General features: G+C 54.0%; 26 protein-coding genes. 11 read left to right on the top strand and 15 right to left on the bottom strand.

The window, feature by feature from the left end; all coding sequences use genetic code 11:
- Nucleotides 1–6: 6 nt before the first annotated feature.
- The 13 genes from pgmB to pspA all read right to left on the bottom strand — a co-directional run bounded on the left by pgmB (nt 7) and on the right by pspA (nt 12,360).
- Nucleotides 7–672 (bottom strand): beta-phosphoglucomutase, encoded by a 666-nt coding sequence (gene pgmB, locus SK53_RS04495; RefSeq protein ID WP_048208603.1) that lies wholly within the window; start codon nt 670–672, stop codon nt 7–9.
- Entirely contained in the window at nt 662–2,941 is a 2,280-nt protein-coding gene (locus SK53_RS04490; protein WP_048208601.1) for a glycoside hydrolase family 65 protein, read from the bottom strand. Before SK53_RS04490 ends, pgmB begins: the two co-directional genes overlap by 11 nt.
- A complete protein-coding gene (locus SK53_RS04485; RefSeq protein ID WP_086598565.1) occupies nt 2,935–3,993 on the bottom strand; it encodes a Gfo/Idh/MocA family protein in 1,059 nt (352 codons plus the stop codon). Before SK53_RS04485 ends, SK53_RS04490 begins: the two co-directional genes overlap by 7 nt.
- Before the next feature lie 11 nt (nt 3,994–4,004).
- Nucleotides 4,005–4,793 carry a sugar phosphate isomerase/epimerase family protein gene (locus SK53_RS04480; RefSeq protein WP_003856868.1) on the bottom strand — a complete coding sequence of 263 codons (789 nt, stop codon included), beginning with the start codon at nt 4,791–4,793 and terminating at the stop codon, nt 4,005–4,007.
- A gap of 16 nt (nt 4,794–4,809) precedes the next feature.
- Nucleotides 4,810–5,862, bottom strand: a complete 1,053-nt coding sequence (locus tag SK53_RS04475; RefSeq protein WP_048208599.1) for a zinc-dependent alcohol dehydrogenase — start codon at nt 5,860–5,862, stop codon at nt 4,810–4,812.
- 28 nt (nt 5,863–5,890) lie between these two features.
- Nucleotides 5,891–6,733: a carbohydrate ABC transporter permease gene (locus SK53_RS04470; protein ID WP_048208597.1), complete on the bottom strand. Its 843-nt coding sequence runs from the start codon at nt 6,731–6,733 to the stop codon at nt 5,891–5,893.
- Nucleotides 6,720–7,601, bottom strand: a complete 882-nt coding sequence (locus SK53_RS04465) for a carbohydrate ABC transporter permease (protein WP_048208595.1) — start codon at nt 7,599–7,601, stop codon at nt 6,720–6,722. Before SK53_RS04465 ends, SK53_RS04470 begins: the two co-directional genes overlap by 14 nt.
- A 21-nt stretch (nt 7,602–7,622) precedes the next feature.
- Nucleotides 7,623–8,915 carry an ABC transporter substrate-binding protein gene (locus tag SK53_RS04460; RefSeq protein WP_048208593.1) on the bottom strand — a complete coding sequence of 431 codons (1,293 nt, stop codon included), beginning with the start codon at nt 8,913–8,915 and terminating at the stop codon, nt 7,623–7,625.
- A 13-nt stretch (nt 8,916–8,928) separates the two neighbouring features.
- Nucleotides 8,929–10,626, bottom strand: coding sequence for a sugar phosphorylase (locus tag SK53_RS04455; protein WP_048208591.1), 1,698 nt, complete (start codon nt 10,624–10,626; stop codon nt 8,929–8,931).
- 195 nt (nt 10,627–10,821) lie between these two features.
- On the bottom strand, nt 10,822–11,046 hold the full coding sequence (gene pspD / locus SK53_RS04450; RefSeq protein WP_003856857.1) for a phage shock protein PspD: 225 nt from the start codon (nt 11,044–11,046) through the stop codon (nt 10,822–10,824).
- Nucleotides 11,047–11,058: 12 nt separating this feature from the next.
- Nucleotides 11,059–11,418: an envelope stress response membrane protein PspC gene (gene pspC / locus SK53_RS04445; protein ID WP_003856855.1), complete on the bottom strand. Its 360-nt coding sequence runs from the start codon at nt 11,416–11,418 to the stop codon at nt 11,059–11,061.
- On the bottom strand, nt 11,418–11,642 hold the full coding sequence (pspB, locus tag SK53_RS04440) for an envelope stress response membrane protein PspB (protein ID WP_003856853.1): 225 nt from the start codon (nt 11,640–11,642) through the stop codon (nt 11,418–11,420). The genes pspC and pspB overlap by 1 nt, the downstream gene beginning before the upstream one ends.
- A gap of 49 nt (nt 11,643–11,691) precedes the next feature.
- Nucleotides 11,692–12,360: a phage shock protein PspA gene (gene pspA / locus SK53_RS04435; RefSeq protein ID WP_022651342.1), complete on the bottom strand. Its 669-nt coding sequence runs from the start codon at nt 12,358–12,360 to the stop codon at nt 11,692–11,694.
- A 151-nt stretch (nt 12,361–12,511) separates the two neighbouring features.
- On the opposite strand from pspA, the gene pspF reads away from it, so the two are divergent.
- The 6 genes from pspF to sapF all read left to right on the top strand — a co-directional run bounded on the left by pspF (nt 12,512) and on the right by sapF (nt 18,872).
- On the top strand, nt 12,512–13,504 hold the full coding sequence (pspF, locus tag SK53_RS04430; protein ID WP_165469291.1) for a phage shock protein operon transcriptional activator: 993 nt from the start codon (nt 12,512–12,514) through the stop codon (nt 13,502–13,504).
- An 88-nt stretch (nt 13,505–13,592) separates the two neighbouring features.
- A complete protein-coding gene (sapA, locus tag SK53_RS04425) occupies nt 13,593–15,233 on the top strand; it encodes an ABC transporter substrate-binding protein SapA (protein WP_003856847.1) in 1,641 nt (546 codons plus the stop codon).
- A complete protein-coding gene (gene sapB, locus SK53_RS04420; RefSeq protein ID WP_003856845.1) occupies nt 15,230–16,195 on the top strand; it encodes a putrescine export ABC transporter permease SapB in 966 nt (321 codons plus the stop codon). Before sapA ends, sapB begins: the two co-directional genes overlap by 4 nt.
- Entirely contained in the window at nt 16,182–17,072 is an 891-nt protein-coding gene (sapC, locus tag SK53_RS04415) for a putrescine export ABC transporter permease SapC (protein ID WP_003856843.1), read from the top strand. Before sapB ends, sapC begins: the two co-directional genes overlap by 14 nt.
- Nucleotides 17,072–18,064, top strand: a complete 993-nt coding sequence (sapD, locus tag SK53_RS04410) for a putrescine export ABC transporter ATP-binding protein SapD (protein WP_003856840.1) — start codon at nt 17,072–17,074, stop codon at nt 18,062–18,064. Before sapC ends, sapD begins: the two co-directional genes overlap by 1 nt.
- 1 nt (nt 18,065) lies before the next feature.
- Nucleotides 18,066–18,872 carry a putrescine export ABC transporter ATP-binding protein SapF gene (gene sapF, locus SK53_RS04405; protein ID WP_003856838.1) on the top strand — a complete coding sequence of 269 codons (807 nt, stop codon included), beginning with the start codon at nt 18,066–18,068 and terminating at the stop codon, nt 18,870–18,872.
- Here the strand turns inward: sapF and SK53_RS04400 are convergent.
- The gene (locus SK53_RS04400) at nt 18,869–19,459 is read right to left on the bottom strand and encodes a TetR/AcrR family transcriptional regulator (RefSeq protein ID WP_003856836.1); all 591 of its coding nucleotides are present in this window, start codon (nt 19,457–19,459) and stop codon (nt 18,869–18,871) included. The genes sapF and SK53_RS04400 overlap by 4 nt on opposite strands.
- Before the next feature lie 132 nt (nt 19,460–19,591).
- Between SK53_RS04400 and SK53_RS04395 the strand changes: the two genes are divergently transcribed.
- Nucleotides 19,592–19,993 carry a RidA family protein gene (locus SK53_RS04395; RefSeq protein ID WP_048208586.1) on the top strand — a complete coding sequence of 134 codons (402 nt, stop codon included), beginning with the start codon at nt 19,592–19,594 and terminating at the stop codon, nt 19,991–19,993.
- 47 nt (nt 19,994–20,040) lie between these two features.
- Entirely contained in the window at nt 20,041–20,862 is an 822-nt protein-coding gene (locus SK53_RS04390; RefSeq protein ID WP_048208585.1) for a helix-turn-helix transcriptional regulator, read from the top strand.
- 8 nt (nt 20,863–20,870) lie between these two features.
- Here the strand turns inward: SK53_RS04390 and SK53_RS04385 are convergent, their stop codons facing one another.
- Nucleotides 20,871–22,211 carry a sensor domain-containing diguanylate cyclase gene (locus SK53_RS04385; protein WP_032658628.1) on the bottom strand — a complete coding sequence of 447 codons (1,341 nt, stop codon included), beginning with the start codon at nt 22,209–22,211 and terminating at the stop codon, nt 20,871–20,873.
- Nucleotides 22,212–22,604: 393 nt separating this feature from the next.
- Between SK53_RS04385 and fabI the strand changes: the two genes are divergently transcribed.
- The 3 genes from fabI (at nt 22,605) to SK53_RS04370 (ending at nt 26,555) form a co-directional block, all read left to right on the top strand.
- Complete coding sequence (gene fabI, locus SK53_RS04380) at nt 22,605–23,393, top strand: enoyl-ACP reductase FabI (RefSeq protein ID WP_003856831.1); 789 nt, start codon at nt 22,605–22,607, stop codon at nt 23,391–23,393.
- Between the two features lie 152 nt (nt 23,394–23,545).
- Nucleotides 23,546–24,532 (top strand): CMD domain-containing protein, encoded by a 987-nt coding sequence (locus SK53_RS04375; RefSeq protein WP_048208584.1) that lies wholly within the window; start codon nt 23,546–23,548, stop codon nt 24,530–24,532.
- An 88-nt stretch (nt 24,533–24,620) separates the two neighbouring features.
- Entirely contained in the window at nt 24,621–26,555 is a 1,935-nt protein-coding gene (locus tag SK53_RS04370) for an exoribonuclease II (protein ID WP_022651348.1), read from the top strand.
- The last annotated feature ends 192 nt before the right edge of the window (nt 26,556–26,747 follow it).

The following is a 26,747-nucleotide window of genomic DNA, read 5'->3' as shown; positions in this document are numbered from 1 at the left end:
TCCTTATCAATACGCCCGGGATGCCCAGAACGCCGTCAGGCGTTCCCAGGTCAGTTCCTGCGTTGAATGAAGTTGTAATCCCGCATGGTTCAGGCCAGGCCCAATCCCGACCGACAGCATTCCTGCGGCGTTGATCGCATCTACCCCTGCGGCGGCATCTTCGATACCAATGGCCTCTTCAGGACGCACGTTCAGTCCTTTACAGGCCGCAAGGAAGATTTCCGGGTCCGGCTTTGAGCGGCTAATACGCGAAGCATCGGCGCAAAAATCGAAAGCCTGATGAATACCCAACGCGTGCAAAATCCCAGGAGCATTAAGCGATACGGATGCCAGGCCAATTTTGACCTTCGCGGCGCGAATATCCGCCAGCACGTCGCGAATACCCGGCAGCAGCGAATCCTGCGTCAGTGATGCCAGCGACTGGACGTAAAGCGCGTTTTTTTTCGTCGCCAGCGCCAGGCGCTGCTCGTCACTGAACATCCCCTCTTTCCCGCCATGTTTCAGAATGCGCTGGAGGGAGTCCATACGGCTTATTCCCTTCAGCTGTTCGTTAAATACTTCGTCGAAGGTGATACCAATCTCCTCCGCCACGACGCGCCAGGCCAGAAAGTGAAGATGCGCGGTATCGGTGATCACCCCGTCCAGATCGAATACAACAGCGTTAAGCGTCATGGCGCCCCTTCGTGGTAGCGGTCCCATTAACAGGTACAAGAAAGTCCTTACGTTCACAGACCTTCCGCCCTGATACATGCAGCGTTTTACCCCACAGCGTCAACGTGACAGGTGCGGTGGTTTCAATGGTTAACAGGTCACCTTCACAGGTAATGTGCATTGTTGCGCCCCGCCACCGCAGCGGGAAGGCGAGTTTCTGCCAGTGAGCAGGCAGCTTCGGCGCAAGATGCAGCTCCCCTTCGCTAATGTGCAGGCCAGCAAATCCCTGAATGGCGCCCAACCAGATCGCACCGGTGGCGGCAGCATGAATACCGTCATCACTGCTGTGCGGGTCGTCCCCCAGGTCGATGGCAATCCCATCGCGCCAGAAGGCATACGCCCCCTCGGTGTCACCGCAACGTGCGAGCACAATGCCGTGAATGGCTTTACTCAGGGATGAATCATGGATCGTGCGTGGCTCGTAGAACGCCAGATTGGCGGCACATTGCTGCGGCGTAAACCGTTCCGGCAGCAGGTAGTTAAGCATCACCACGTCGGCCTGCTTCAGGATCTGCATCTCGTTCACTTCCGCGCGAGAGTAATCAAGCAGAATGGTTTGCTTACCCGCTTTGGCTTTATAGCGGCTCAGATCGATGGCAGGTTTTGCCATGAAGGTATCATCCTGCGGGATCACACCCTCTGCGTCGGCCTCTGGCAGCCACAGGCGCGCCAGGAACTTACCGGCATTCTCCGTTAAACGCGCATCTTCACGCCCAAATTTCGCCATAAACTGACGCGCGCAGGCCACGTTGTGCCAGGCCAGATAGTTGGTGTAAGCGTTGTTGTTGACATGCTCGGTGTATTCATCCGGTCCGATCACGTCATGGATCTCAAGACGACCATTAATTTCCGTCGCGCGTCCCATCCAGAACGAAGCGGTTTCCATCAGCAGCGTCAGACCCTCATTGCGCATAAAGGCATCGTCGTGTGTTGCCTGCCAGTAAGCGACAACGGCCCAGGCAATATCAGCCACGATGTGGTGTTCAGCGAGTGCGGAGGCGACCTTCTGGCGAACCCCGGTGCGGATGTTAATGGCTGCGAATTCTGGCGTCTCTTCCTCTCCGCTGGCGGCGCTTTCCCACGGGAACAACGCGCCCGGCCAACCGTTACGGCGTGCTTTTTCACGCGCGCCAGAAAGATTCAGCCAGCGATAGCGCAGCAGGCTGCGGGCAATCTGTGGACGGGTAAACAGATGGAACGGCAACAGGAAAATTTCGGTATCCCAGAAGACGTGCCCTTTGTACCCTTCCCCCGTCAGCCCTTTCGCGGCAATGCTGCTTCTTTCGCTATGGGCTGGCGTCATTGTCGTCAGGTGCCAGACGGCATAATCCAGTGCAAGCTGATCCTGCTGTTCTGCACAAGTCACTTCCACCCGAGCGTCACGCCAGACCGCTTCCCAGGCGTACGCTGAGCTTTCAAGCAACGCATCGTAGCCTCTTGCCGCGCAGACTTTGAGATCGGCCAGCGCGTTGCGGGCGAAAGACTCCTGTGAGAGCGCTTTATCGCTGCGATGGGTCAGCCAGACGATCTTCTCAAGCGTGACGGTGTCACCTTGCGAGATAGTCAGAGAATGATGAACGCTGAGGCGACGATTTTTGGCGGTGAAACAGCTGTCGCTCTGAGCGGAGAGCTGACAAAACGCCGAAACAACAACTTCAGACGCCCGGTCCTGCGTTTCATACACACCCTGCATGTAGTGCTGGTCAAAAACCCTGACCGAGATTTCATCCAGATGCTGCCTGCCGCTGTTCGTCTGTGTCGCATCTATGCCGGTTTTCAGCACGGCCTGAGCGGCGCCATCAAGCGGTGTAATCGAGAGCCGCATTGCCACTAAGGGCAACTGGTCCAGCGAAACAAAACGACGGCTCTCGAGGCGATAGCGTTTTCCGTCCGGCGAACGCCAGACAACGTTACGATGCAGTTCGCCGTTAGCAAAGGCCAGCTCGCGTTGCCACTCAAGAATTTCGCCTGACAGGAGCGTGAAATTGACGCCGTCCAGCTCAACTTCAACCCCGGTGACATCCGGCAGATTGATCAGCTCTGTGGTTTCGTTGCGTCCCGCGCGATGATACAGCCCCGCGAGATACATGCCTCTGGTCTGCTGGGTGTAATCTTCTTCATGCGTGGCGCGAATGCCCATGTAGCCATTGCCGCAGGCCATAATGGACGCGTACTTATTCAGGCTATGCGGGCAAAAGCTCGGATCGGTTAATACAGACTGGTTCAGCATAACGTCACGCTTTCCCCTGTTTCCGCGGCTTCATATAACGCCGCGACTAATTGCTGGATCACCAGCCCCTGCTCCGCATCGGCAATCATGACCGGCTCGCCCATTACGTGGCGAACAAACGCATCCATACTGCGCAGATGTCGGCGACCGTCAGCCTCTTCCCGCTGGGTCAGCGTCTGTAAAACTCCGGCTTCGTCGTTATAAATGTGTGCCGGGAACAGCGTTGCACCCGCCTTCTCACCGCAGAAAGAGACGTTCATGATCGACTGCTCGCGGATATTAAGCGCAAAAGAGGTGTCCAGACGCAGAATGCCACCGTTGCAAAACTCAATCGTGCCAAACAGGGCATCCTCTACGGTAAACTGCGCAGGATCCCATTCGCCAAACTGGCCGGTGTGTTTACGGTTCCCCAGTCTCTGGAAGCTGTGCGCGGTTACCCGCTTCACGGGCGGGAAACCCAGCACATACATCGCGGCATCCAGCATGTGAATGCCGATATCGATCAGCGGCCCGCCGCCCTGGAGCGATTTATTGGTGAAAACGCCCCACCCCGGCACACCGCAACGACGCAGCGCCTGCGCGGAGGTGAAGTAAATTTCACCGAGCGTTCCGTTCATTACCGCATCGCGCAGGAGCTGGGTATCCAGCGCAAAGCGATGGTGAAAATCGTACGCGAGGACTTTTCCGGCCTTGCGCGCCGCGAGACGCATCTCATCCGCTTGGTGCGGCGTCATCGCCGGCGGCTTTTCACACATCACATGACAACCTGCTTCGAGAGCCGCCATCACATGTTCAAAATGGAACCGGTTAGGCGAACAGACGCTCACCACATCCGGTTTTACTTCCTGCAACATCTCGTGAGCGTCCTGCCATGCCGATGGAATAGCATAACGTTCCGCGAACGCCTGTGCCTGCTCAAGGCGGCTGTCCATGACAGCCACCATTTGAACATCACTGCGCGTGGCGTAATACGAGGCATGCACTTTGTCTGCAACCTGCCCGGCGCCAATGATGGCGACGCGCAGAGGCAAAGGTGTAGAAGCACTCATCACGCTCGTCATCCTTAGCATTCACGCAAGTAAGTGAGAGAGTCCTTATAGGCCTGAGCCGGATCGTCGGCACGCACCCGGCACTCGTACACGACGTAACCCTGATAATTATCGGCACGCAGCTGATCGAACAGGCTGGCGAAATCGAGGCTGCCGCTGCCCGGCTGATAGCGGTGGTTATCAGCAATGTGCACATGACCCAGCAGGTCGCGGTTCTGATGCAGCGCTTCCGTCAGGGAGTCTTCTTCAATATTCATGTGGTAGAAATCACCGATGATCTGCACGTGCTTCAGGCCGTTCTCTTCGATATAACGACGCGCGTCGGCCAGAGTGTTGATCATATGATCCTGATAGCGGTTCAGCGGCTCCAGGTAGACGGTAGTACCGGTGCGCGCTGCCACCTCATCCAGCCAGCGCAGGGAAGCGCTGACCGCTTTGCGATCGCCGTCCAGACTACGTGGCGAAGTCATTGGCGGCAGACGGAAGGTAAACATCCCCCAGGCAGCCGGAACGATAATCCCCTTTCCGCCCACTTCTGCCAGCGCTTCCAGAATGCGTTCAATCTGCTGTAGACCGTTCAGGCGGCGTTCTTCAATGAAATCCCCGATCCAGCCATCGTATCCGCCACAGGCCGTCGTGACCGGCAGGCCGGTGGCTTTGATAGCCGCTTTTACTTCGTCGAGGTTTTCCACCAGCAGTCGGCCATCAATTTCGTAGCCATCAAATCCCATCGCTTTGATGTATTCGAATTTTTCCATGATAGCGGTCGGGAAAAAGGCCTGGTTTTGTGTTGCGATTTTCATGATTGCTGTCCTTAGCTTAAAAAATGACGCCCATTTTGATACTGAGTTCCGGGTGCTGATCGACATACTTCATATAGCTTTCCGGGCTGGTGGTGAAGGTGACGACCGGGTCGATCAGATCTTCGCAATTGAGATAACCGTTCATCAGCAATTCCCAGCAGGTCTCTTCAATACGCTTGCGGCTCCAGCGCGGATAATCCGGGTTGGGTTCACTGCATGCGCGGGAGAAGACAATTTTGGCGTTATTGAAGTGTGCTTCGCGACCAAGGTTGAAGCCTGCCGCAAACGGCTTGGCGAAAGCCACGTAGGAGATCGTTCCACCGTAGGCGAGACCGCGCAGCGCAGATTGCAGCGCATCTGCAAATCCGCTGGTTTCGATGATCACATCGGCGCCCTGCTTGCCGGTCAGTTTCTTAATTTCCAGACCGACATCGGTACCGATTGGGTTCAGGCAGTGGTCTGCACCGTGACGGCGGGCGATCTCACAGCGATGTTCGATAGGATCGACACCAATAACCACTGACGCGCCGGCTTTTTTCGCCAGCTGAATCGCAATCTGGCCAATCGCGCCCAGCCCCACAACCACGACGAAATCCCCTACGCGGACGTTAGCATCACGCACGCCGCTCATGGCGAACTGCGCCGGATCGTAGCAAACGGCGTTTTTCCAGGATGCGCCCTGCGGCATTTTGCGCAGCTTATAGTTGTTCACCGCGTTTACGATGACCGTTTCCTGCAACGGGCCGTAGCAGCAGACGCTGTCGCCGATCTGGTATTCCGTCACGTCCGCACCACATTCGATAATGTCGCCGACGATCATGTTCCCCAGCTGGAATTTACCAAATTCGATGCCGCGCGCTGCACCTTTTTCACGCGGGGTAAACATCTGCCACTCAGCGTTGAACTCTTCATCGATGAACGGGCTTGCCGCGCGGAAATCCACGACTTCGGTGCCGTGTTTCGGGGCACCATAACGGGCACGAATCTTCACCTCATGTGCTGCAACAGGACGATCTTCGTATTCCACCAGCGCCGCTACACGAGGCGCTGTCGCAACTAATTTTTTCATGACTGACTCCTTGTTAATATCGGCCGCCTCAGCCCTTCACGCCGCCGGCGGTCAAACCACTTTTAATGAAACGTTCAGACAGGGCATACATAATGACGACCGGAAGTGCCGTTACCAGCGATGCCGCCATCATGCGACCCCAGATGTAATCTGGCGTACTGAAGAGCGTGTTCAGCCCCACCGGCAACGTGAAGTTGCTGGCGCTGGACAGGAAAATGGAGGCGAACAGATAGTCATTCCACGCCACCATGAAGCAGTAGACAAAGACCGACACCAGACCCGAGATCGCCAGCGGCACGGTGATGCGGAAGATGATTTGCAGGCGGTTCAGGCCGTCCATCATCGCGGCTTCTTCGATTTCGTCCGGGATGGTGTCGAAATAGCTGCGCAGCATAAAGACCGCGGTAGGCAACGTCTGCGTCACCATGGTGATGATCAGCGCCAGTTCGGTGTCATAAATGCCGAGCGCGGTGATGATTTTGAACAGCGGCACCACCAGCAGGATCCCGGAGAACATATAGACGGTGTAGAAGCTCGCATTGATCGTCGTACGCCCTTTAAAGCGCAGTTTGGATAACGCATACGCGCCCAGCGTGCCGAGAAACACCGCAATGACCGAGGAGGTCAGCGACACCACCATGCTGTTACGGAAGTAATCCACAAACGGGAAAATCAGCGGGTTAAAGATGTCGATGTAGTGCTGTAGCGTCCACTCCTGCGGCAGAATGGTCGGGTGCAGCGAGATCGCCTCTTTCGCGCTTTTGAATGACGTCATCAACATCACAAAAAACGGAAACAGCGTGATAATCAGAAATATCGCCAGTCCCAGATAAAAACCGATACGGCCCAGAACGCGTTTATTTGTTGCCATTGAGGTTTACCCTTTTTCTGGTCAGCAGAATGACCGCGAAGATGATCACAAACAGCACAACAGAAATGGCGGCTGCTTTACCCAGGTCATTGAACGCAAAGGCGGTTTTGTAGAGATATACGCCCAGAATGTCGACCTTGGTGGTGAGCAGATACACATCCGCAAACATGTAGAACATCCAGATGGTTCGCAGCGTGACCACCGTGGCCAGCACCGGCATGATGGCGGGCAACGTCACGATACGAAAACGCTGCCAGGCATTCGCTCCGTCCATCTCTGCCGCTTCGTACAATGATTTATCAATGGTCTGCAAAATTGCGAGGAACGAGATAAAGGCGTACGGGAAGTAACGCCAGATGGCGAACAGCACAACCAGGACAAAACTGCTGCCAGGATTATCGAACCACAGCGGCGCCTGATCGTAGAGATGCAGCAGATCAACGCCCAGGTAGTTCACAATCCCGTAGCCGTTGTTGAACATGTATTTCCAGGCAAATACCAGTGAAATAGACGGCGTCACGTAGGACAGAATCACCAGTGAACGTGCCGTTTTCCGCATGCGGAATTCACGGTTAAAGAAGATCGCTACGGCCAGTCCCAACCCGGTGCTGCCGAGCACGACCAGGGCCGTATACCAGAACGTCATCCACAGGGAGTGCCAGAACGCAGCATCGCCCAGAATGCGAATGTAGTTATCCATGCCGACGAACACCGCATCAATACGCGGGTTCAGCGGTAAACGTAAAAAACTGATTTCAATGTTGGAAATCATTGGCCAGGCCACCAGGCCCCCCAGCAAAATCAGGCTGGGGGCCAACAGCAGCATGGCGAAAGGCATATCTGAACGACCAGAAAACAACGTCTTCATAATTCCCTTCGCAAAGCGCTCCTATCGTTGTGAGATCAGGTCAGTCAGTTTCTTCTGGCTGTTGCTTAACGTCGCATTGAGATCTTTTTGTCCCACCGTTACGTTATGCACCATGGAACTGATAATGCCGGACCCGGTAACATCTCCCATGCGGGTAAAGTTTTTGTCGCCTACGGCGCCAAATACCTGGACGTTCGGGAACTGCGCAATCAGCTCGTAAGGCAGTTGACCAAAGGCTTTGATCACGTCGTTGTTTTTCCAGCTCTCAGTGCCCACCACGAGTTTGTTCACCGGCAGCGCCGCACCAGGGGACATCATCACCCAGTCAGACGCGTTTTGAGCCTGCTCCATCCAGGTCACAAATTTTTCTGCCGCCTGCGTTTCCTCTTCGGTCTGGCCGGTCGTGATAGTCAACGAGGTGATCATGCCGTACACGGCTGATGATTTTTCCGTCGGGACCACGAACCCCAGGTTGGCCGGATTGCCATCTTTGTAGACCGCGGGCAGGATATAGGTGGAATAAACGGCCATCGGCGCAGAGCCGTTCATGAAGGCGTCTTTGATCTCCATAACATCATTCGAGCCCGGCATGGTGTTCGCGGCCAGTGCCCGATAAAACGCCAGCGCTTTCGACATTTCAGGGGTATCGATTTTCACGTTGCCGTTTGCATCAAAGACGTTGGCTCCGCCTGACAACGCAAACTGCGAGAAAGCCTGCTCGGTCATAACGCTTTCTGCGGTTGGCAGCGCGATACCGAAATGTTTTTTCGCCGGATCGTTGAGCGCCTGACTGGCCTTCAGCAGTTGCTCCCAGTTGTGCGGTTCTTCGATTCCTGCTGCCGCGAGCGCATCTTTGTGATACCAGACGCCGGACAGCCAGGCGCTAACCGGCACCCCCGTCCATGCCTTGCCGTCTTCAGTGCGAACAACGCGTAAAATGCCGTCATAAAAGGTATCTTCACCGACGGCTTTAATCGCGTTGCCGATCGCGTCACGGTCCAGCAGTTGCTCTTTATCCATGACTTTGGCGTAGTCATGGCTGACTTCAATCACTTCCGGCAGCGCGCCGGTACGGGCCAACGTAATGACCTTGGTGTTATAGGCATCTTCCTCAACGGGTACCTGTTTCACCGTAATAGTCGGGTTCTCTTTCTCGAATTTTTCGATCAGTTTCGTAATAACTGCCTGACGCTCCTGTTCTACCGACGAGTGCATAAACTCAATGGTGACCTGAGATGCTTTATCGTCCTTACAGCCTGATAACAGGGCGCACGAAACCAGTGCTGATAACAGCACAATTTTGGGCATTTTCATTTTAGGGTCCTTTTTAGTTTTCTTTAATCCACATTACCTGCCATGGATTGAGGTTCAGTTCCGTACCGCTAATATCGTGTCCTGATAGTAATTCCCTACCAAAGAGCGTTTGTCCATAAATGGTCTGCATTTTATTGCTAAAATTAAATAATGCTGTCATTCGCTCGCCATTTTCAGCAACACGAACAATTTTAAGAATATGTTCGCCGATTGCGTCAAAAATAGCCTGGCTATCCGGATGGAACGCACTCTCGCCGCGACGAATAGCAATAAGCTCACTCAAACGAGAATAAATTTGATAACGAATACTCTTCTTATTATTGAGTTCCAGATCAACCTGACCTGCGGTGTATTTCTTCCTGTTTATTGCGCGGTTATATCCAAGACGTTCGACACCTTCATAATCGTTACGCGAACCGAGAATGCTTTGAATATATACAGCCGGTACGCCAGGAAAACTTAACAACACAGCATGCGCCAGGATGAACCGTGCAATGCGCTCATCATCTGAGCTGTCTCGCAAACTCAACGCATCAAGATAGGTGACATTAATTTCATAGGGGCTTCGCGTACCGTCAGGATTATTTTTCCAGTTGACCAGCGCGCCTTCCTGCTGAAGCTTTTCAACCAGCGAGAGGATCTCTGATTCCGGAAGGATGCCGCGTAACGGGTTCAAACCGATACCATCATGCGAGGCCAGGAAATTAAACCAGGTGGTATGAGTTGAAGGCAGCGCCAGTGACCCCGCCCACTGGCATAGGGCTTTAACATCCTGACGATGAACAGCATGCAGCACCAGCGGAGGTAAGGAAAACTGATAGACCATCTGGGCTTCATTTTCACCATCACCGAAGTAAGAGACATTGTCTTTGTGGGGAACATTTGTCTCAGTGATGATCACCGTTCCAGGCGCCACAGCGTCCGTAATGGCGCGGAACAGCTGGATAAGGCAATGGGTTTGTTCCAGATGGATACAGGTGGTTCCCGGGATCTTCCACATAAACCCGACCGCATCCAGACGGATATAACGCGCCCCTTCCATGAGGTAATGGAGCAGAACGTCAACCATGGCAATCAGCACCTGCGGCGAGGCGAAATTGAGATCGATCTGGTCATCGCTGAATGTGGTCCACAGATGACGAACGCTGCCATCATGAAGCGTGAACGGCGTCAGCAGCGGTAATGCGCGTGGACGCGTCACCGCGGATAAATCGGTTTCGGGGTCGACAGAAATAAAGAAATCTTCGTAGCCCGGCTTCTGCGCAAGATAATTAGCAAACCATTCGCTTTTCGCTGACATATGATTGCAAACGAAGTCAAACATTAAGCTGGCTGAATGTTTTAATTCCGCGACATCTCGCCAGGTTCCTGTTTCAGGAGCAACCTCGTGATAATCAATAACGGAAAATCCATCATCCGAAGACCACGGATAAAAAGGTAACAGATGGACATGGGAAAACGTACGAGAAAGCCATTCATTATAGAACCGGGTAAATACCGGCAACGCTTGCTCCCCTTTTGTGGAGAACTGATCGGCATAGGTAATCAGCACAACGTCTTTTTCATCCCAGCCTGACTTACGCTTTTCCGTAATATTAGCCGCCGCTTTTTCAAGCTTAGTTAATAACACGTTAAGGTGTGCATCTGAAAATGATTCACCGTAGATATGATTGATGAGTTTTTTAATTTTTGCGTTCACATTATTTTCCATGGTAGCGGTCCCACGGAGTGGCAATCTACTCCCATGAAAAATATCTGTCAACGGACCCGGGGGCAGAAAGCAGCATTCTCAGCGCAGCGCAACGCATTATTGTGAGCTGCCGCAAAGAAAGCAGAAAAGCAGAAGAAACGCAGAAAGGAAAGTCATGCCCCTTCTCTGGGGGAGAAAGGGCTTATGCGGGAGGATCTAGCGTGACAAGTAGCGCCGGGAAACGCGTTTTGCCAGTTTCTGTAACAGCGGCTCCAGAGCGACCGCCAGCATCATTCTGACCGGCTTGCGGGCAACAGACTTGATCGCCCAACCCGCCACACCGGCCGGGCCATAACGTAACGCCGTCATCAGAACCAGTTTACCTGCGATTTTCAGGCCGGGTTTTACCTTCTGACCGGCCTGTTGCCAGTTTTGTTTCATGTAAGTTCTCTCTTAAAGCTGACGAAAACGACTTCTCAGCGTAAAGGTATCGGAGGTGACATAACGTTCCATCTCGCGCAATCGCTTCTCCCCTGCGCTCAGCTGTTCATCCACCGCGTTCAGGAGATCGCTGCTGGTTGGCGTGTTCTCAGCATTCAGCTCACCTTCCGGCATAGGATCGAGTACAAACGACAGAATGATGTATGCCACCAGTGTAATAAAGGCCAGACCGAAGAAAATCGACAATACGGTGACCACACGCACCAGTTTTACCGGGACATCCAGATAGTGCGCCAGCCCGGCGCAAACGCCCCGAACCATGCCCTGCTGTGGGATCCGCCACAGTTTTTTATTCAGATTCAGTCCAGCCATTACCGTTCCCTCCAGTTTGGGTGTTCCGCGTCCAGGATGGCTTCCAGCGCCTGAATACGTTCGCGCATTTTATTTGCCTCGGCAGAGAGCTGCGCCAGCCGCTGTTGTTCACTCTGCGACAGCTCACCGCGTGAAGAGCGGTTGCTGTAGTGCAGCCATAACCATATGGGCAGAACAAACAGCACGAAAATGGTCAGGGGTATAGCCAGAAAAAGCGCGCTCATGTGTACTCCTTGTCTAACGATGCGGCACGCTCAGGTGCCGCAGGAATTATTATTGGTTGTCTTGTTTCATTTTGGCTTTCAGCGCAGCCAGTTGCTCGCTAATTTCATCATCGGCCTTCAGGTCAGCAAACTGCTGATCCAGGGTTTTCTGCTTACCGATGCTGTGGCTTTCGGCTTCCGCTTCCATGTGGTCGATACGACGTTCAAACGATTCGAAACGCGCCATTGCTTCATCCAGTTTGCCGCTGTCCAGCTGGCGACGCACGTCGCGGGACGAGCTTGCAGCCTGGTGGCGCAGCGCCAGCGCCTGTTGACGTGCACGGGTTTCGCTGAGTTTGTTTTCAAGCTCACCAATCTCTTTCTTCATACGCGTCAGAGTATCATCCACCAGCGTCACTTCATGTTCCAGCGTGGCAACCATGTCGGTCAGCTTCTGCTTCTCAATCAGCGCAGCGCGGGCCAGATCTTCTTTATCTTTACGCAGCGCCAGTTCCGCTTTTTCCTGCCACTCGTTAAGCTGGGCAGTCGCCTGCTCGATACGACGTGTTAACTGCTTTTTCTCTGCCAGCGCGCGGGCGGAGGTGGAGCGTACTTCAACCAGCGTGTCTTCCATCTCCTGAATCATCAGGCGCACCAGCTTCTGCGGATCTTCCGCTTTCTCCAGCAGCGAGTTGATGTTGGCGTTCACGATGTCGGCAAAACGAGAAAAAATACCCATAATTCAATCCTCATAGTTCTGTTATCGGGCGATGCCCTGCTGAACAGATAATACAAATCCCATGCCAACTTTTTATCTTATTGATTTTACTCAATGTGATTGATATTTATCCATCCAGCGGCTATTCTCACCTGGTGAATATCACTAAGGAGTGGTTAATTTCATCATGGCTGACTATAAGGATAATTTGCTTGGCGAAGCCAACAGCTTCCTGGAAGTGCTTGAACAGGTTTCGCGCCTCGCGCCGCTGAATAAACCGGTGCTGATTATCGGTGAGCGCGGAACGGGTAAAGAACTTATCGCTAACCGCCTGCACTTTCTGTCTGGCCGCTGGGACGGCCCTTTTATTTCCCTTAACTGCGCGGCGTTGAATGAAAATCTGCTCGACACCGAGCTGTTTGGTCATGAAGCTGGCGCCTTTACCGGCGCACAAAAACGCCATCCCGGACGCTTTGAGCGCGCCGATGGCGGAACGCTCTTTCTCGACGAGCTGGCGACCGCGCCGATGCTGGTGCAGGAAAAGCTGCTGCGCGTCATTGAGTATGGCGAACTGGAACGCGTTGGCGGCAGTCAGCCGCTCCAGGTTAACGTTCGCCTGGTGTGCGCTACTAACGCCGACCTGCCCGCGATGGTGGCAGAAGACAAATTCCGCGCCGACCTGCTGGACAGGCTGGCTTTCGATGTCGTTCAGCTGCCGCCGCTGCGGGAGCGACGTAGCGATATCATGCTGCTGGCCGATCAGTTTGCCATTCAGATGTGTCGGGAACTGGGCCTGCCGCTCTTTCCGGGCTTTAGCGAACAGGCCACTGAGACCCTGCTCGGTTACCACTGGCCGGGCAATATTCGTGAACTGAAAAACGTGGTGGAACGGTCCGTTTACCGGCATGGCAGCAGCGAAACCGAACTGGACAACATTATTCTCGATCCGTTTCGTCGCGAGGATAAACAGCCCCCGGTTCCGGCGACGCGCCAGCAGGATCCGGCGTTGCCGCTCGATTTACGCCAGTTCCAGCATCAGCAGGAACAAAACTTGCTCGAGCAGAGCCTGAAAGAGGCGAAATATAATCAGAAACGGGCGGCTGAACTGCTGAGCCTGACCTACCATCAGTTAAGGGCATTGCTCAAAAAACATCAAATGCGCTGACATTATCAGCACTTACCCCCAGACATTTTTACGAAGCAGGCGTAAGTGCGATACACTTTGCAGATCGAATCTAAAAACCTTAAAAACTATGCGCCTGGTTTTATCGTCCCTGTTTGCACTCGGTCTGTTCAGCAATCTGGCCTTTGCTGCGCCCGATCGCGCTGTGCCCCCTGATATCCGAGAGAGTGGTTTCGTCTATTGCGTCAGCGGGCAAGTTGATACCTTTAACCCACAAAAAGCGGGGAGCGGCCTGATTGTTGATACGCTGGCCGCACAGCTCTACGATCGCCTGCTCGACGTCGATCCTTATACCTATCGGCTGGTTCCGGAGCTTGCTGAAAGTTGGGAAGTGCTTGATAACGGCGCCACATACCGCTTTCGTCTACGCGATGATGTCGCCTTTCAGCACACTCCGTGGTTTACGCCAACCCGTAAACTCAACGCGGATGACGTGGTTTTCACCTTCCAGCGCATATTCAACCGCAATCATCCGTGGCATAACGTTAATGGCGGGAACTTCCCCTATTTCGACAGTCTGCAATTCGCGGACTCGGTCAAAAGCGTTCGCAAACTGGATAACCGTACGGTTGAGTTTCGCCTGACGCGCCCGGACGCCTCCTTCCTCTGGCATCTGGCGACGCACTACGCCTCGGTCATGTCAGCCGAATACGCAGATCAGCTGACGAAAAAGGATCGTCAGGAACGTCTCGATCGTGAGCCTGTGGGCACAGGTCCGTTCCAGTTAGCAGAGTACCGCGCCGGACAATACATTCGCCTGCAACGCCACGATCGTTTCTGGCGCGGCAAACCGCTGATGCCGCAGGTCATTGTCGATCTGGGTTCAGGTGGAACAGGCCGACTCTCCAAACTGCTGACCGGCGAGTGCGACGTGCTTGCCTGGCCTGCGGCCAGCCAGTTGACCATTTTGCGCGACGACCCACGCCTGCGCCTGACACTGCGCCCGGGAATGAACATCGCTTATCTGGCGTTTAACACCGATAAGCCGCCGCTGAATAATCCGGCCGTGCGCCATGCGCTGGCGTTAGCAATCAACAATCAGCGTCTGATGCAGTCGATTTACTACGGGACCGCGGAAACCGCCGCCTCTATTCTTCCGCGCGCCTCCTGGGCCTATGACGGCGAGGCGAAGATTACCGAATATAATCCGGCGAAAGCGCGCGAACAGCTTAAAGCGCTGGGGGCAGAAAACCTGACGCTACAGCTGTGGGTGCCCACCAGCTCTCAGGCGTGGAACCCCAGTCCGCTTAAAACGGCTGAGCTGTTGCAGGCTGATATGGCGCAGGTGGGCGTTAAGGTGATCATCGTGCCTGTCGAAGGCCGTTTCCAGGAGGCGCGTCTGATGGACATGAATCACGACTTAACGCTGGCTGGCTGGTCCACCGACAGTAACGACCCGGACAGCTTCTTCCGTCCTCTGCTGAGCTGTGCGGCAATCAACTCCCAGACCAACTACGCCCACTGGTGTAACCGGGAATTTGATGCCGTGCTGCAAAAAGCGTTGGCGTCTCAACAGCTTGCCTCACGCATTGAGGCCTATGATGAAGCGCAAAATATTCTGGCCAGAGAACTTCCCGTGTTGCCGCTTGCCTCTTCCCTGCGCCTCCAGGCCTACCGTTACGATATTAAAGGGCTGGTACTCAGCCCGTTTGGTAACGCCTCCTTCGCGGGCGTCACCCGTGAGAAAGAACAAGAGGTGAAGAAACCATGATTATATTTACCTTGCGTCGGCTGCTGTTACTGCTGGTCACCCTGTTCTTCCTGACCTTTGTCGGCTTTAGCCTGAGCTACTTTACGCCGCACGCCCCGCTTCAGGGCTCATCCCTCTGGGACGCCTGGCTGTTCTGGTTTAATGGCCTGCTACACTGGGATTTTGGCGTGTCCAGCATTAACGGACAGCTCATCTCCGAGCAGCTGAAAGTGGTTTTCCCGGCCACCATGGAGCTGTGTGTACTCGCCTTTGGCTTTGCCCTCATGGTGGGGATCCCGGTGGGGATGCTGGCGGGCATTTATCGTAATAAGTGGCAGGATAAATTCATCAGCGCGCTTGCCTTAATTGGCTTTTCCATCCCTGTTTTCTGGCTGGCGCTACTGCTTACCCTCTTCTTCTCACTGACGTTAGGCTGGCTGCCGGTATCTGGCCGTTTTGATCTGCTGTATAACGTGCAAACGGTGAGCGGCTTCGCCATCGTTGACGCCTGGCTTTCTGATTCAGTCTGGCGCGACGAAATGATCGTGAGCGCGCTGCGCCACATGGTGCTGCCGGTGCTCACGCTGGCCGTCGCGCCGACGACCGAAGTAATTCGCCTGATGCGTATCAGCACTATCGACGTCTTCGATCAAAACTATGTGAAGGCCGCCGCCACGCGCGGACTGTCTCGCCTGACGATTCTCCGTCGCCATGTGCTGCACAATGCGTTGCCACCCGTAATCCCACGTCTTGGGCTGCAATTTTCAACCATGCTGACGCTGGCGATGATCACCGAGATGGTTTTCAGCTGGCCGGGCCTTGGACGCTGGATGATCAACGCCATTCGCCAGCAGGATTACGCGGCGATCTCTGCCGGCGTGATGGTGATTGGCTCCCTGGTCATTATTGTTAACGTTGTTTCCGATATTTTGGGTGCCATGGCCAACCCATTGAAGCATAAGGAATGGTATGCCTTACGATAACGTCTACAGCGAAAAGCGCACGCCCGGTGCGCTACGTACCGTGTGGCGTAATTTTTACGGCGACACCACGGCGATGATCGGCTTTTACGGCTGCATTGGCCTCGTGTTGCTGTGCGTTTTGGGTTCGTGGTTTGCACCGTATGGCATCGATCAGCAGTTCCTTGGTTATCAGCTTTTACCGCCGTCGTGGTCGCGTTACGGGGAGGTTTCGTTCTTCCTGGGGACTGACGATCTCGGACGTGACGTGCTAAGTCGTTTACTGAGCGGCGCCGCACCTACGGTAGGCGGCGCGTTCGTGGTCACCCTGGCTGCCGCGATCTGCGGCCTGGCGCTGGGCATTTTTGCCGGCTCAACCCACGGGCTGCGGTCGGCCGTGCTTAACCATATTCTTGATACCCTGCTCTCTATTCCTTCACTGCTGCTGGCGATTATCGTCGTGGCCTTCGCGGGGCCGCACCTCACCCATGCGATGTTCGCCGTCTGGCTGGCCATTCTGCCGCGCATGGTGCGTTCGGTTTACAGCCTGGTTCACGACGAGCTGGAAAAAGAGTATGTCGTCGCCGCCCGTCTGGATGGCGCCACCACGTTTAATATTTTGTGGTTTGCCGTGCTGCCTAACATTGCCGCCGGGCTGGTGACGGAGATCACCCGCGCCCTGTCGATGGCGATTCTGGATATCGCAGCGCTGGGCTTCCTGGACCTTGGCGCGCAGCTTCCCTCCCCGGAATGGGGCGCCATGCTCGGCGATGCGCTGGAGCTGATTTACGTTGCGCCGTGGACGGTCATGCTGCCGGGCGCGGCCATCATGGTGAGCGTGCTGCTCGTTAACCTGCTGGGCGACGGGATCCGCCGCGCAATCAATGCGGGGGTGCAATAATGCCGTTACTCGATATCCGCAACCTCACAATAGAAATTAAAACGGGCGAAGGCTGGGTCAAGGCCGTGGATCGCATCAGTATTACGCTCGCAGAGGGCGAAATCCGCGGGCTGGTGGGCGAATCGGGTTCGGGGAAAAGTCTGATCGCCAAGGCCATTTGCGGCGTGGCGAAAGACAACTGGCGGGTGACCGCCGATCGTATGCGCTTCGACGACATCGATCTGTTGCGTCTCTCCCCGCGCGAACGCCGCAAACTGGTGGGCCATAACGTCTCGATGATTTTCCAGGAGCCGCAATCCTGTCTCGATCCGTCCGAGCGCGTCGGGAAACAGCTGATGCAGAACATCCCCGGCTGGACCTATAAAGGCCGCTGGTGGCAGCGTTTCGGCTGGCGTAAACGTCGTGCCATTGAGCTGTTGCACCGTGTCGGGATCAAAGACCATAAAGACGCGATGCGCAGTTTCCCCTACGAACTGACCGACGGTGAATGCCAGAAAGTGATGATTGCCATCGCCCTGGCGAATCAGCCGCGTCTGCTGATTGCGGACGAACCAACGAACGCGATGGAGCCAACCACCCAGGCCCAGATTTTCCGCCTGCTCACGCGTCTGAACCAGAATAACAACACCACCATTTTGCTGATCAGCCACGACCTGCAAATGCTGAGCAAGTGGGCGGATAAAATTGATGTAATGTATTGCGGCCAGACGGTAGAAACCGCGCCAAGTGAAGACCTGGTGACGACGCCACATCATCCCTACACGCAGGCGCTGATCAGGGCGATCCCGGACTTTGGCAGCGCGATGCCGCACAAAAGCCGTCTGAATACGCTGCCTGGCGCGATACCGCTGCTGGAATCGCTGCCCATTGGCTGCCGTCTGGGACCACGTTGCCCGTATGCTCAGCGTAAATGCATTGAAACACCGCGCCTGACAGGGCCGAAAAACCATCTGTTTGCCTGTCATTTCCCGCTGAACATGGAGAGAGAGTGAAATGGTCGAAACCTTACTGGAAGTACGTAACCTGAGTAAGACCTTTCGCTATCGCACCGGCCTGTTTCACCGTCAGACCGTCGAGGCGGTTAAACCGCTGAGCTTTACGCTGCGCGAAAAGCAGACGCTGGCGATTATCGGTGAAAACGGCTCGGGCAAATCGACCCTGGCAAAAATGCTCGCGGGCATGGTCGAGCCAAGCGGCGGTGAAATACTGATTGACGATCATCCTCTGGAATTTGGGGACTATTCTTTTCGCAGTCAGCGCATCCGGATGATTTTTCAGGATCCGTCGACGTCCCTGAACCCGCGCCAGCGTATTTCCCAGATCCTGGATTTCCCGCTGCGGTTGAATACCGACCTGGAGCCTGAAGCGCGTCGCAAACGGATTGTCGAAACCCTGCGTCTGGTAGGCCTCCTGCCCGACCATGTCAGCTATTACCCGCACATGCTGGCCCCGGGCCAAAAACAGCGTCTCGGTCTGGCCCGCGCGCTGATCCTGCGCCCGAAAGTTATTATCGCCGACGAAGCGCTGGCGTCGCTGGATATGTCGATGCGTTCGCAGCTCATTAACCTGATGCTGGAGTTACAGGAAAAGCAGGGGATCTCGTATATTTACGTGACTCAGCACCTGGGCATGATGAAACACATCAGCGACCAGGTGCTGGTGATGCACCAGGGAGAAGTGGTCGAGCGCGGCAGTACCGCTGACGTACTGGCCTCCCCGCTCCATGACCTGACAAAACGCCTGATTGCCGGACACTTTGGTGAAGCATTGACGGCGGACGCGTGGCGTAAAGATCGTTAGCCGTTGCGTAACCCGCTTGCCAGCAGAGTAAACACCTCTATGGCATGCGGAAGGGTCTTCTGCGGTTCATCACTCGCAGCAATCAGCAGAGCCGCATTCAGCGCAGCGCCGTTCAGCAGATGGGCTGCGACTCTGGCATCCATCTTTTTGATTACGTTGCACTCCATCATTTTTTCGATGGTCTGACGGGTCGACTCAAGGCAGTTGTTCTGGCTGGGCCATTGCGCCGGGTCACCCAGAACAGCCGGGCCGTCAAGAAGGACGATACGCTGAACTTCCGGAACGAGCGCCATTTTGATATAGGCGATGCCCTCCGCCAGCAGTCGCTCCCAGTCATCATCGGCGGCGGCGGCAATCGCTTTCGCGTTTGCTGCCATTTCGCTGTCTATCTGCGCGACCACCGCCGCCAGTAATCCCTTCTTGTCGTTGAAATTATGATATAGCGCGCCGCGTGTTAACCCCACGCTTGCCGTGAGTTCATCCATTGACGCTGCGGCATAGCCTTTTTCAGCAAATGCCTTCCGCGCCGCCTGAATCATTTTCTCGCGATTTTCCTGGGCCGTTTCAGCACGACGTTTTGTAGCCATGGGACTTCCTTCATTAAGCGGTAATTATAATTTGACATACGCGGCGTATGTGGATTACATTTTTGACATACATCGCGTATGTTACTTCTACTGCGTAAGCACAACAATACCTCTGACAGAAAAGGAAAAGCCATGCATCCACGTGACCCCGTCTTACCGGCTAATCGACATGCCCTCTATGAAGAGCATGGCTATTCAGCAGCAATCCGCTCTGGCGATCTGTTATTTGTTTCCGGTCAGGTTGGCAGCCGCAGCGATGGCACACCTGAACCCGACTTCCCCGCTCAGGTGCAGCTGGCGTTCGATAATTTACGGGCGACTCTGGCAGCCGCAGGGTGTACTTTTGACGATCTGATTGATGTCACGACATTTCATACCGATCCTGAAAACCAGTTCCCCGCCATCATGGAGGCGAAAAAACTGGCGTTTCCGCACCCCCCTTACCCAAACTGGACAGCAATAGGCGTTAACTGGCTTGCGGGTTTTGATTTCGAAATTAAGGTTATCGCCAGGATCCCTACGCCCGCGAATTAACATCTGGCAGCAAACTGATTTACCGTTAAGCTATCACTGACGCACAAATGAAAGACAGCATCAGCAAGTATATTCTCTCCTGGGTAGAAGAAAATAACTTTACTATTTTACACATTGGTGATTTGGTTGCAGATATTGGATACAGCAGAAGAACCATCGAAACATGGTTTAAAGAGAAGTATCGGCTCTCTTTAGGTGAATATATTCTCCGACGGAGGTTAAGCCGTGCCGCCATTATGCTGAGAATGACATCGATTCCGGTGACGGATATTGCGTATTTATTCCATTACCAGAGCAGTCAGGGATTTTCCAGAGCCTTTAAAAAAATGATGGGGCTGACACCCTCTGAGTACAGATGTGCCAGAGGGTGGAATTTTGACATCTTACAGCCCTCTTTTTTATTAAGCGAACATGAAACGCCTGAGCTCGAGGTCTGCTATCTGGATGAAACGTTTATCTTTACGCATGAAATTATCGAACACGATCATCTTTTTGATACCTCAGTGCATGATATTACTAAAAAAATCAAAAAGCTCCTGACAGAAAACCGCCATGATATCGATAAAATTATTCTGATGCCCCGCCGCCCCGAGTTAGGCAAAAGCCGATCGTATCTGGTCGAGGTATTAATATCGTACGCGTTACAAAGCGACACGGTGACAAATAAAAAATCCTGCATTGTGCGTGGGAGATACGCAAGAATGCCCTTTAGCGGTAGCTGGGAAATCTACAGCGCGTTTAACAAGATTGCCTTCGTTAAGGCGATGGTAAATCAACGCCTGACGTTGCGTGACGGTATTTACCTGATGAAAATTAATGCGTACAGCGATGAGTGTGTCGATTTTGATGTTTTCATCCCCATCCTGTAACCTCAGCTTCATTCAGCCTGTCTGGTAACAATTCTGTTTTTACCGTTGTGCTTAGCCTCATACAACGCCTCGTCCACGTCACGCATAATATCATTGCCGTTGACGTTATTCTGAATGGCTGAGCACACGCCGATACTTAATGTGACCTTTACAGGGAGAGCATAATGATAGCCCGGCCCGGTGCGCTGTTGAACGTTCTGGCGAATACGCTCCGCGACGGCCATAGCCTGCTTACCGTCGGTATCCGGCAGCAGCAGACCAAATTCCTCGCCTCCCAGTCGGGCAAAGATGTCGTTATCGCGAATGCTGTCTTTGATAATATCCACGACCGCCAGAATCACGCGATCCCCCACAAGATGCCCCCAGTTATCGTTAATCGACTTAAAGTTGTCGATGTCCAGCATCATAATGCTGGTCCCCTTTTCTGTCCTGAGCGAGCGGACCCGCGGAAGTGCCTCATAAAAATATTTACGGTTGTAGATCTGAGTAAGCGGATCGCGATCAACCCGATCGCCGAAAATTTTCAACAGGTTAAAGACATGGAATATTAAGGTACAAATCACAAATAATTTGCTGAGGACCTCTACTGCCCGGCTGATATACCAGAGCGACAGATTGTAGGTATCAAGCAGTAAGAGGAAAAAATTGTAAACGATGGCGGAAAGGCAAACCACAATAATACTGTTCCAGATCCCGGACGCCAGGCGTGTCACAGAGATCATATAACAAAGTAAAGCCGACCAGAGCAGGATCAGAACGTTTACGTACCTGATATCCCAGACAGGATAATGATGTTCATCTTCGTATGCTGCAATCGTTAATGTCCAGGCCGGATGGTAGCTGCTTAGATAATGGGCCAGCATCGGAAACATAACCAGTGTCATCATTAATGCTAACGTCATGCTGATCTTATTTCGGAATCTGAGCGTGGATCGTATCGTGATTTTTTCCACACGGACCGCCAGCGCCAGTAATACGATAAAGCTCAGCTGCCGAAAAAAATAGAATACCGCCGTATCGTTGGTTTTTGCCGCCTGGGTAAAACCAGCATGCTCCGGAAGCTGAATGACAATGATCGTCTCAATGAAATAAACCAGCCCACTAAGAAATGCCAGGCTCAGAATGAATAAGGAAAAACGCGATCGGTCGGAGGCATACAGCATCTGGATAAAAATAAAGATAATGGTATCCAGAAAGAACAGCGCAATCATGACGATCAAATAGGTGGTCATAGGCACCCTGAAACCAGGATTATCATTCACGCAAAAGGAGTTCACCGCGATCATAAGCGCAAAAAGCGCCGCACCTGACAGCATGATCAGTTTTTCGGCCAACGTTATATTTTTCATCTTCCTTCTTACCGCACACAGATAAAGACTCAAAATGGCATAGCCGTTATCGACCCTCGCGCAATTTTAAAGCGTTTAAAGGGCTAAACGGATCATTTTGCGCAAAAGGCGCTGGACACATCAGCATGAGGGCGGCGTCACGGTGCCCGCTGGTTGGATGAGGCGAACCCCGCGTGCGGTGATATACTGCTGGGATACACACGAAACGGCCTGATGAAGAGTCAGTTCAACCTCTTCCGTGAGCCCATTCACGGCGCAGGAGCGAGAAATATCGTGACACATGGGGCTGTGAGTGGGCTATAATTTCGAGCTAATTTCGAATGATTTTGAAATACTGCCTGTAACGCTATGAATTACAAGGCAAAATAAGCAATGAATATAAGGATTAAAGCTATGGGTTTTCTTTCCGGTAAGCGCATTCTGGTGACTGGCGTTGCCAGCAAACTGTCCATCGCATACGGCATCGCACAGGCAATGCATCGCGAAGGCGCTGAGCTGGCGTTCACCTACCAGAACGACAAGCTGAAAGGCCGTGTTGAAGAATTTGCCGCGCAGCTGGGTTCCAGCATTGTTCTGGAATGTGACGTTGCACAAGACGAAAGCATTGATGGCATGTTTGCTGAACTGGCAAAAGCATGGCCGAAATTCGACGGTTTTGTTCACTCCATCGGCTTCGCTCCTGGCGACCAGCTGGACGGCGACTATGTGAACGCGGTTACCCGTGATGGCTTCAAAATCGCCCACGACATCAGCTCCTACAGCTTCGTTGCAATGGCAAAATCCTGCCGCGCGATGCTGAACCCGGGCGCAGCCCTGCTGACCCTGTCCTACCTCGGCGCAGAACGTGCTATCCCTAACTACAACGTTATGGGTCTGGCGAAAGCGTCTCTGGAAGCCAACGTGCGCTACATGGCGAACGCAATGGGTCCTGAAGGCGTGCGTGTTAACGCTATTTCTGCGGGTCCAATCCGTACCCTGGCCGCTTCCGGTATCAAAGATTTCCGTAAAATGCTGGCACACTGCGAAGCGGTTACCCCGATTCGTCGTACCGTTACCATCGAAGATGTGGGTAACTCTGCGGCATTCCTGTGCTCTGACCTTTCCGCAGGTATCTCCGGCGAAGTGGTTCACGTTGACGGCGGCTTCAACATCGCTGCAATGAACGAGCTGGAAATCAAATAAGCTTGTCACTCTCTTCCCGCCAGGGAAGAGAGTTTCTCACCGCCCCGCTCCTCGTTATTCCGTTCTGCTATTTGTTATCACCTAACAATATTTTTCCCCTCATCCGCCTTACGCCAGGATATTGATCGCCATTTTGAGATCAAGGAACGCCCATGGAACAACGCCGTTTTTCCGGCAAAGGCCACTGGTATCATGAAACCCAGTCGAATCATTCGCAGACGGACGTTCTGCCGCTGGTGCCCGAAGCCGCTAACGTCGACGACCGTTTTTTGCTCGATTTAGCCCTGCCCGATGACATTCTCGCAAGCTGTGCTGGTTGGCTTGCGCCTGCCCGAACCCTGTGTCATCTTTTGTTCCCGCTTGATACTCCCGTGAGCCGTCTGCATACGCTCAGCGCCTACGACAGGCTGAGCACGGCATTAACGGTTGCCCAGGCGTGTGGTGTTCAGCGGCTCTGTAACCACTACGCTGCCCTGCTCGCCCCTCTTCCGGGGCCGGACTCCTCCCGGGAAAGCAATCGACGCCTTGCAGAAATTACCCAGTATGCCCGCCAGTTAGCAAGCTCACCCGATGTGATCGATGACAAAGCCCAAAACCAGCTTGATGAGGTTGGACTCACAACGTATGACATTGTGCTTATCAACCAGATCATCGGCTTTGTCGGTTTTCAGGCGCGAGTGGTCGCGGTATTTCAGGCATTGCTTGGCCATCCGGTACGCTGGTTGCCCGGGCACCACATTCAGCCCCATACGCTGCCGGTTAGCTTCAGCAGATGGACCGCCACGCTACCTGCGGTAGAGCTAAAATATGCCAGTGCGCTTCAGCTTGAGGCGCTCTCACGCTGGCAGGCGGAACCGGCGCTTGAAGCGCTCACCCCTGTGCTGTGTCATGAGCCGATGCTGCTTAATCTGACGGGCGAAATTCTGCTTAACCATCCGCTAAGTGAAGGCCCCGCGTCTTCGATGATCTCAGCCGCTCGTGCGCTGCTCGTCGCCTCTCCGGATCGCTTTAGCGCCGCCCAGTTAACGCCCCTGACCGGGTCAGGTCTCTCGCCAGAGAAGGCCATCAACCTGCTAACCCGAGATGCATTTTTTGGCTGGCTGGACCGTCTGCGCGTGGCGCTCGGCAAAGAGGAATAACCATACTCTTTACCTAAAGAGCGCTTGCTGTAGCAGTGAGATTCGCGTAAAACTGTCAGCCGCTCAATGGCTACGAAAATAGAACATTATGTTTCAGGACAACCCGCTGCTAGCGCAGCTTAAACAGCAACTGCATTCCCAGACGCCGCGTGCAGAAGGGGTCGTAAAAGCCACGGAAAAGGGCTTTGGCTTTCTTGAAGTTGACGGGCAGAAGAGCTACTTCATTCCGCCTCCTCAGATGAAGAAAGTGATGCATGGCGACCGCATTTCGGCCGTTATTCATACCGAAAAGGAACGAGAGTCTGCCGAGCCGGAAGCACTGATCGAACCTTTCCTGACCCGCTTTGTCGGGAAAGTGCATAAAAAAGACGATCGTCTTTCTGTCGTGCCGGACCATCCTCTCCTGAAAGATGCTATTCCGTGCCGCGCCGCGCGTGGCGTTGAGCATGATTTTGTTGAGGGTGACTGGGCGGTTGCTGAGATGCGCCGTCATCCTTTAAAAGGCGATCGCGGTTTCTACGCCGAGCTTACCCAATACATTACCTTCGGCGACGACCATTTCGTCCCATGGTGGGTAACGCTGGCGCGCCACAATCTCGAAAAAGAAGCGCCTGATGGCGTGGCGACTGAAATGCAGGACGAAGGTCTGGAACGTCGCGATCTGACGGCGCTGGACTTTGTCACCATTGACAGCGCCAGCACCGAGGATATGGACGATGCGCTGTATGCCGAAGAGACAGCCGATGGCAAACTGCATCTGACCGTCGCCATTGCCGACCCTACCGCATGGATTGTCGAAGGCAGCAAGCTGGACGAGATGGCCAAAGTGCGTTCGTTCACCAACTACCTGCCGGGCTTTAACATTCCGATGCTGCCGCGTGAACTCTCCGACGATCTTTGCTCGCTGCGTGCGCATGAAGTGCGTCCGGTGCTGGCCTGTCGGATGACCATTGCGGCTGACGGTACCATTGAAGAAGATATTGAATTCTTCGCCGCCACCATCGAATCCAAAGCCAAGCTGGCCTATGACGACGTGTCCGACTGGCTGGAGAACACGGGCAACTGGAAACCCGAGTCGGACAACATTGCCGCACAAATTCGTCTGTTGCACCGCGTCTGCCTGAGCCGCAGCGAATGGCGTCAAACTCACGCGCTGGTCTTCAAAGATCGTCCGGACTACCGTTTTGTGCTGGGTGAAAAAGGTGAAGTGCTGAATATCGTCGCTGAGCCGCGCCGTATTGCCAACCGCATCGTTGAAGAAGCGATGATTTCCGCCAACATTTGTGCTGCACGCGTGCTGCGCGACAAATTAGGCTTTGGCATTTACAACGTGCACACCGGGTTTGATCCGGCGAACACCGAAGCGCTGGCTGCCCTGCTGAAAACCCATGACGTACACGTCGATCCTGAGGAAGTGCTGACCCTGCAAGGTTTCTGCAAACTGCGCCGCGAGCTGGACGCACAGCCGTCAGGGTTCCTCGACAGCCGTATTCGCCGCTTCCAGTCCTTTGCGGAAATCAGCACCGAGCCTGGCCCACACTTCGGCCTTGGCCTTGAGGCTTACGCGACCTGGACCTCCCCGATCCGTAAGTACGGCGACATGGTTAACCATCGTCTGCTGAAAGCGATCATCAAAGGGGAATCTGTTGCCCGCCCACAGGATGATACGACATTGCAGATGGCAGAACGTCGCCGTCTTAACCGTATGGCGGAGCGTGATGTCGGCGACTGGTTGTACGCGCGCTTCCTGAATGATAAGGCAGGGACTGATACCCGTTTCCCGGCTGAAATCATTGACATCAGCCGCGGCGGTATGCGCGTTCGCCTGGTGGATAATGGCGCCGTTGCCTTTATTCCTGCCCCGTTCCTGCATGCCGTCCGCGACGAACTGGTTTGTAGCCAGGAAAACGGGACCGTGCAAATTAAAGGCGAAACGGTTTACAAGGTCACTGACGTGATTGATGTCACCATCGCTGAAGTGCGCATGGAAACCCGCAGTATTATCGCGCGCCCTGTCGCCTGATAACCGCGTAAACTTCCGGCCGTTCCGTTAAGGGGTGGCCGGGAGTTCTCTCCTGAATTATCTCCCGCAAAATCATCGTTTTTTCTCACACTTTTCTGTTTCCCAACGCCACATTTCTCCAGAATTATCTACAGTAAAAGAGAGCCGTCATTGTCGACTGCAAATGAATAATTTGTGCGCTACTCAGCAGCC

It is taken from the genome of Enterobacter sp. MGH119 (assembly GCF_001037675.1).
Lineage (GTDB): Bacteria > Pseudomonadota > Gammaproteobacteria > Enterobacterales > Enterobacteriaceae > Enterobacter > Enterobacter hormaechei_C.
This window is presented reverse-complemented; position numbering and strand designations above follow the sequence as displayed.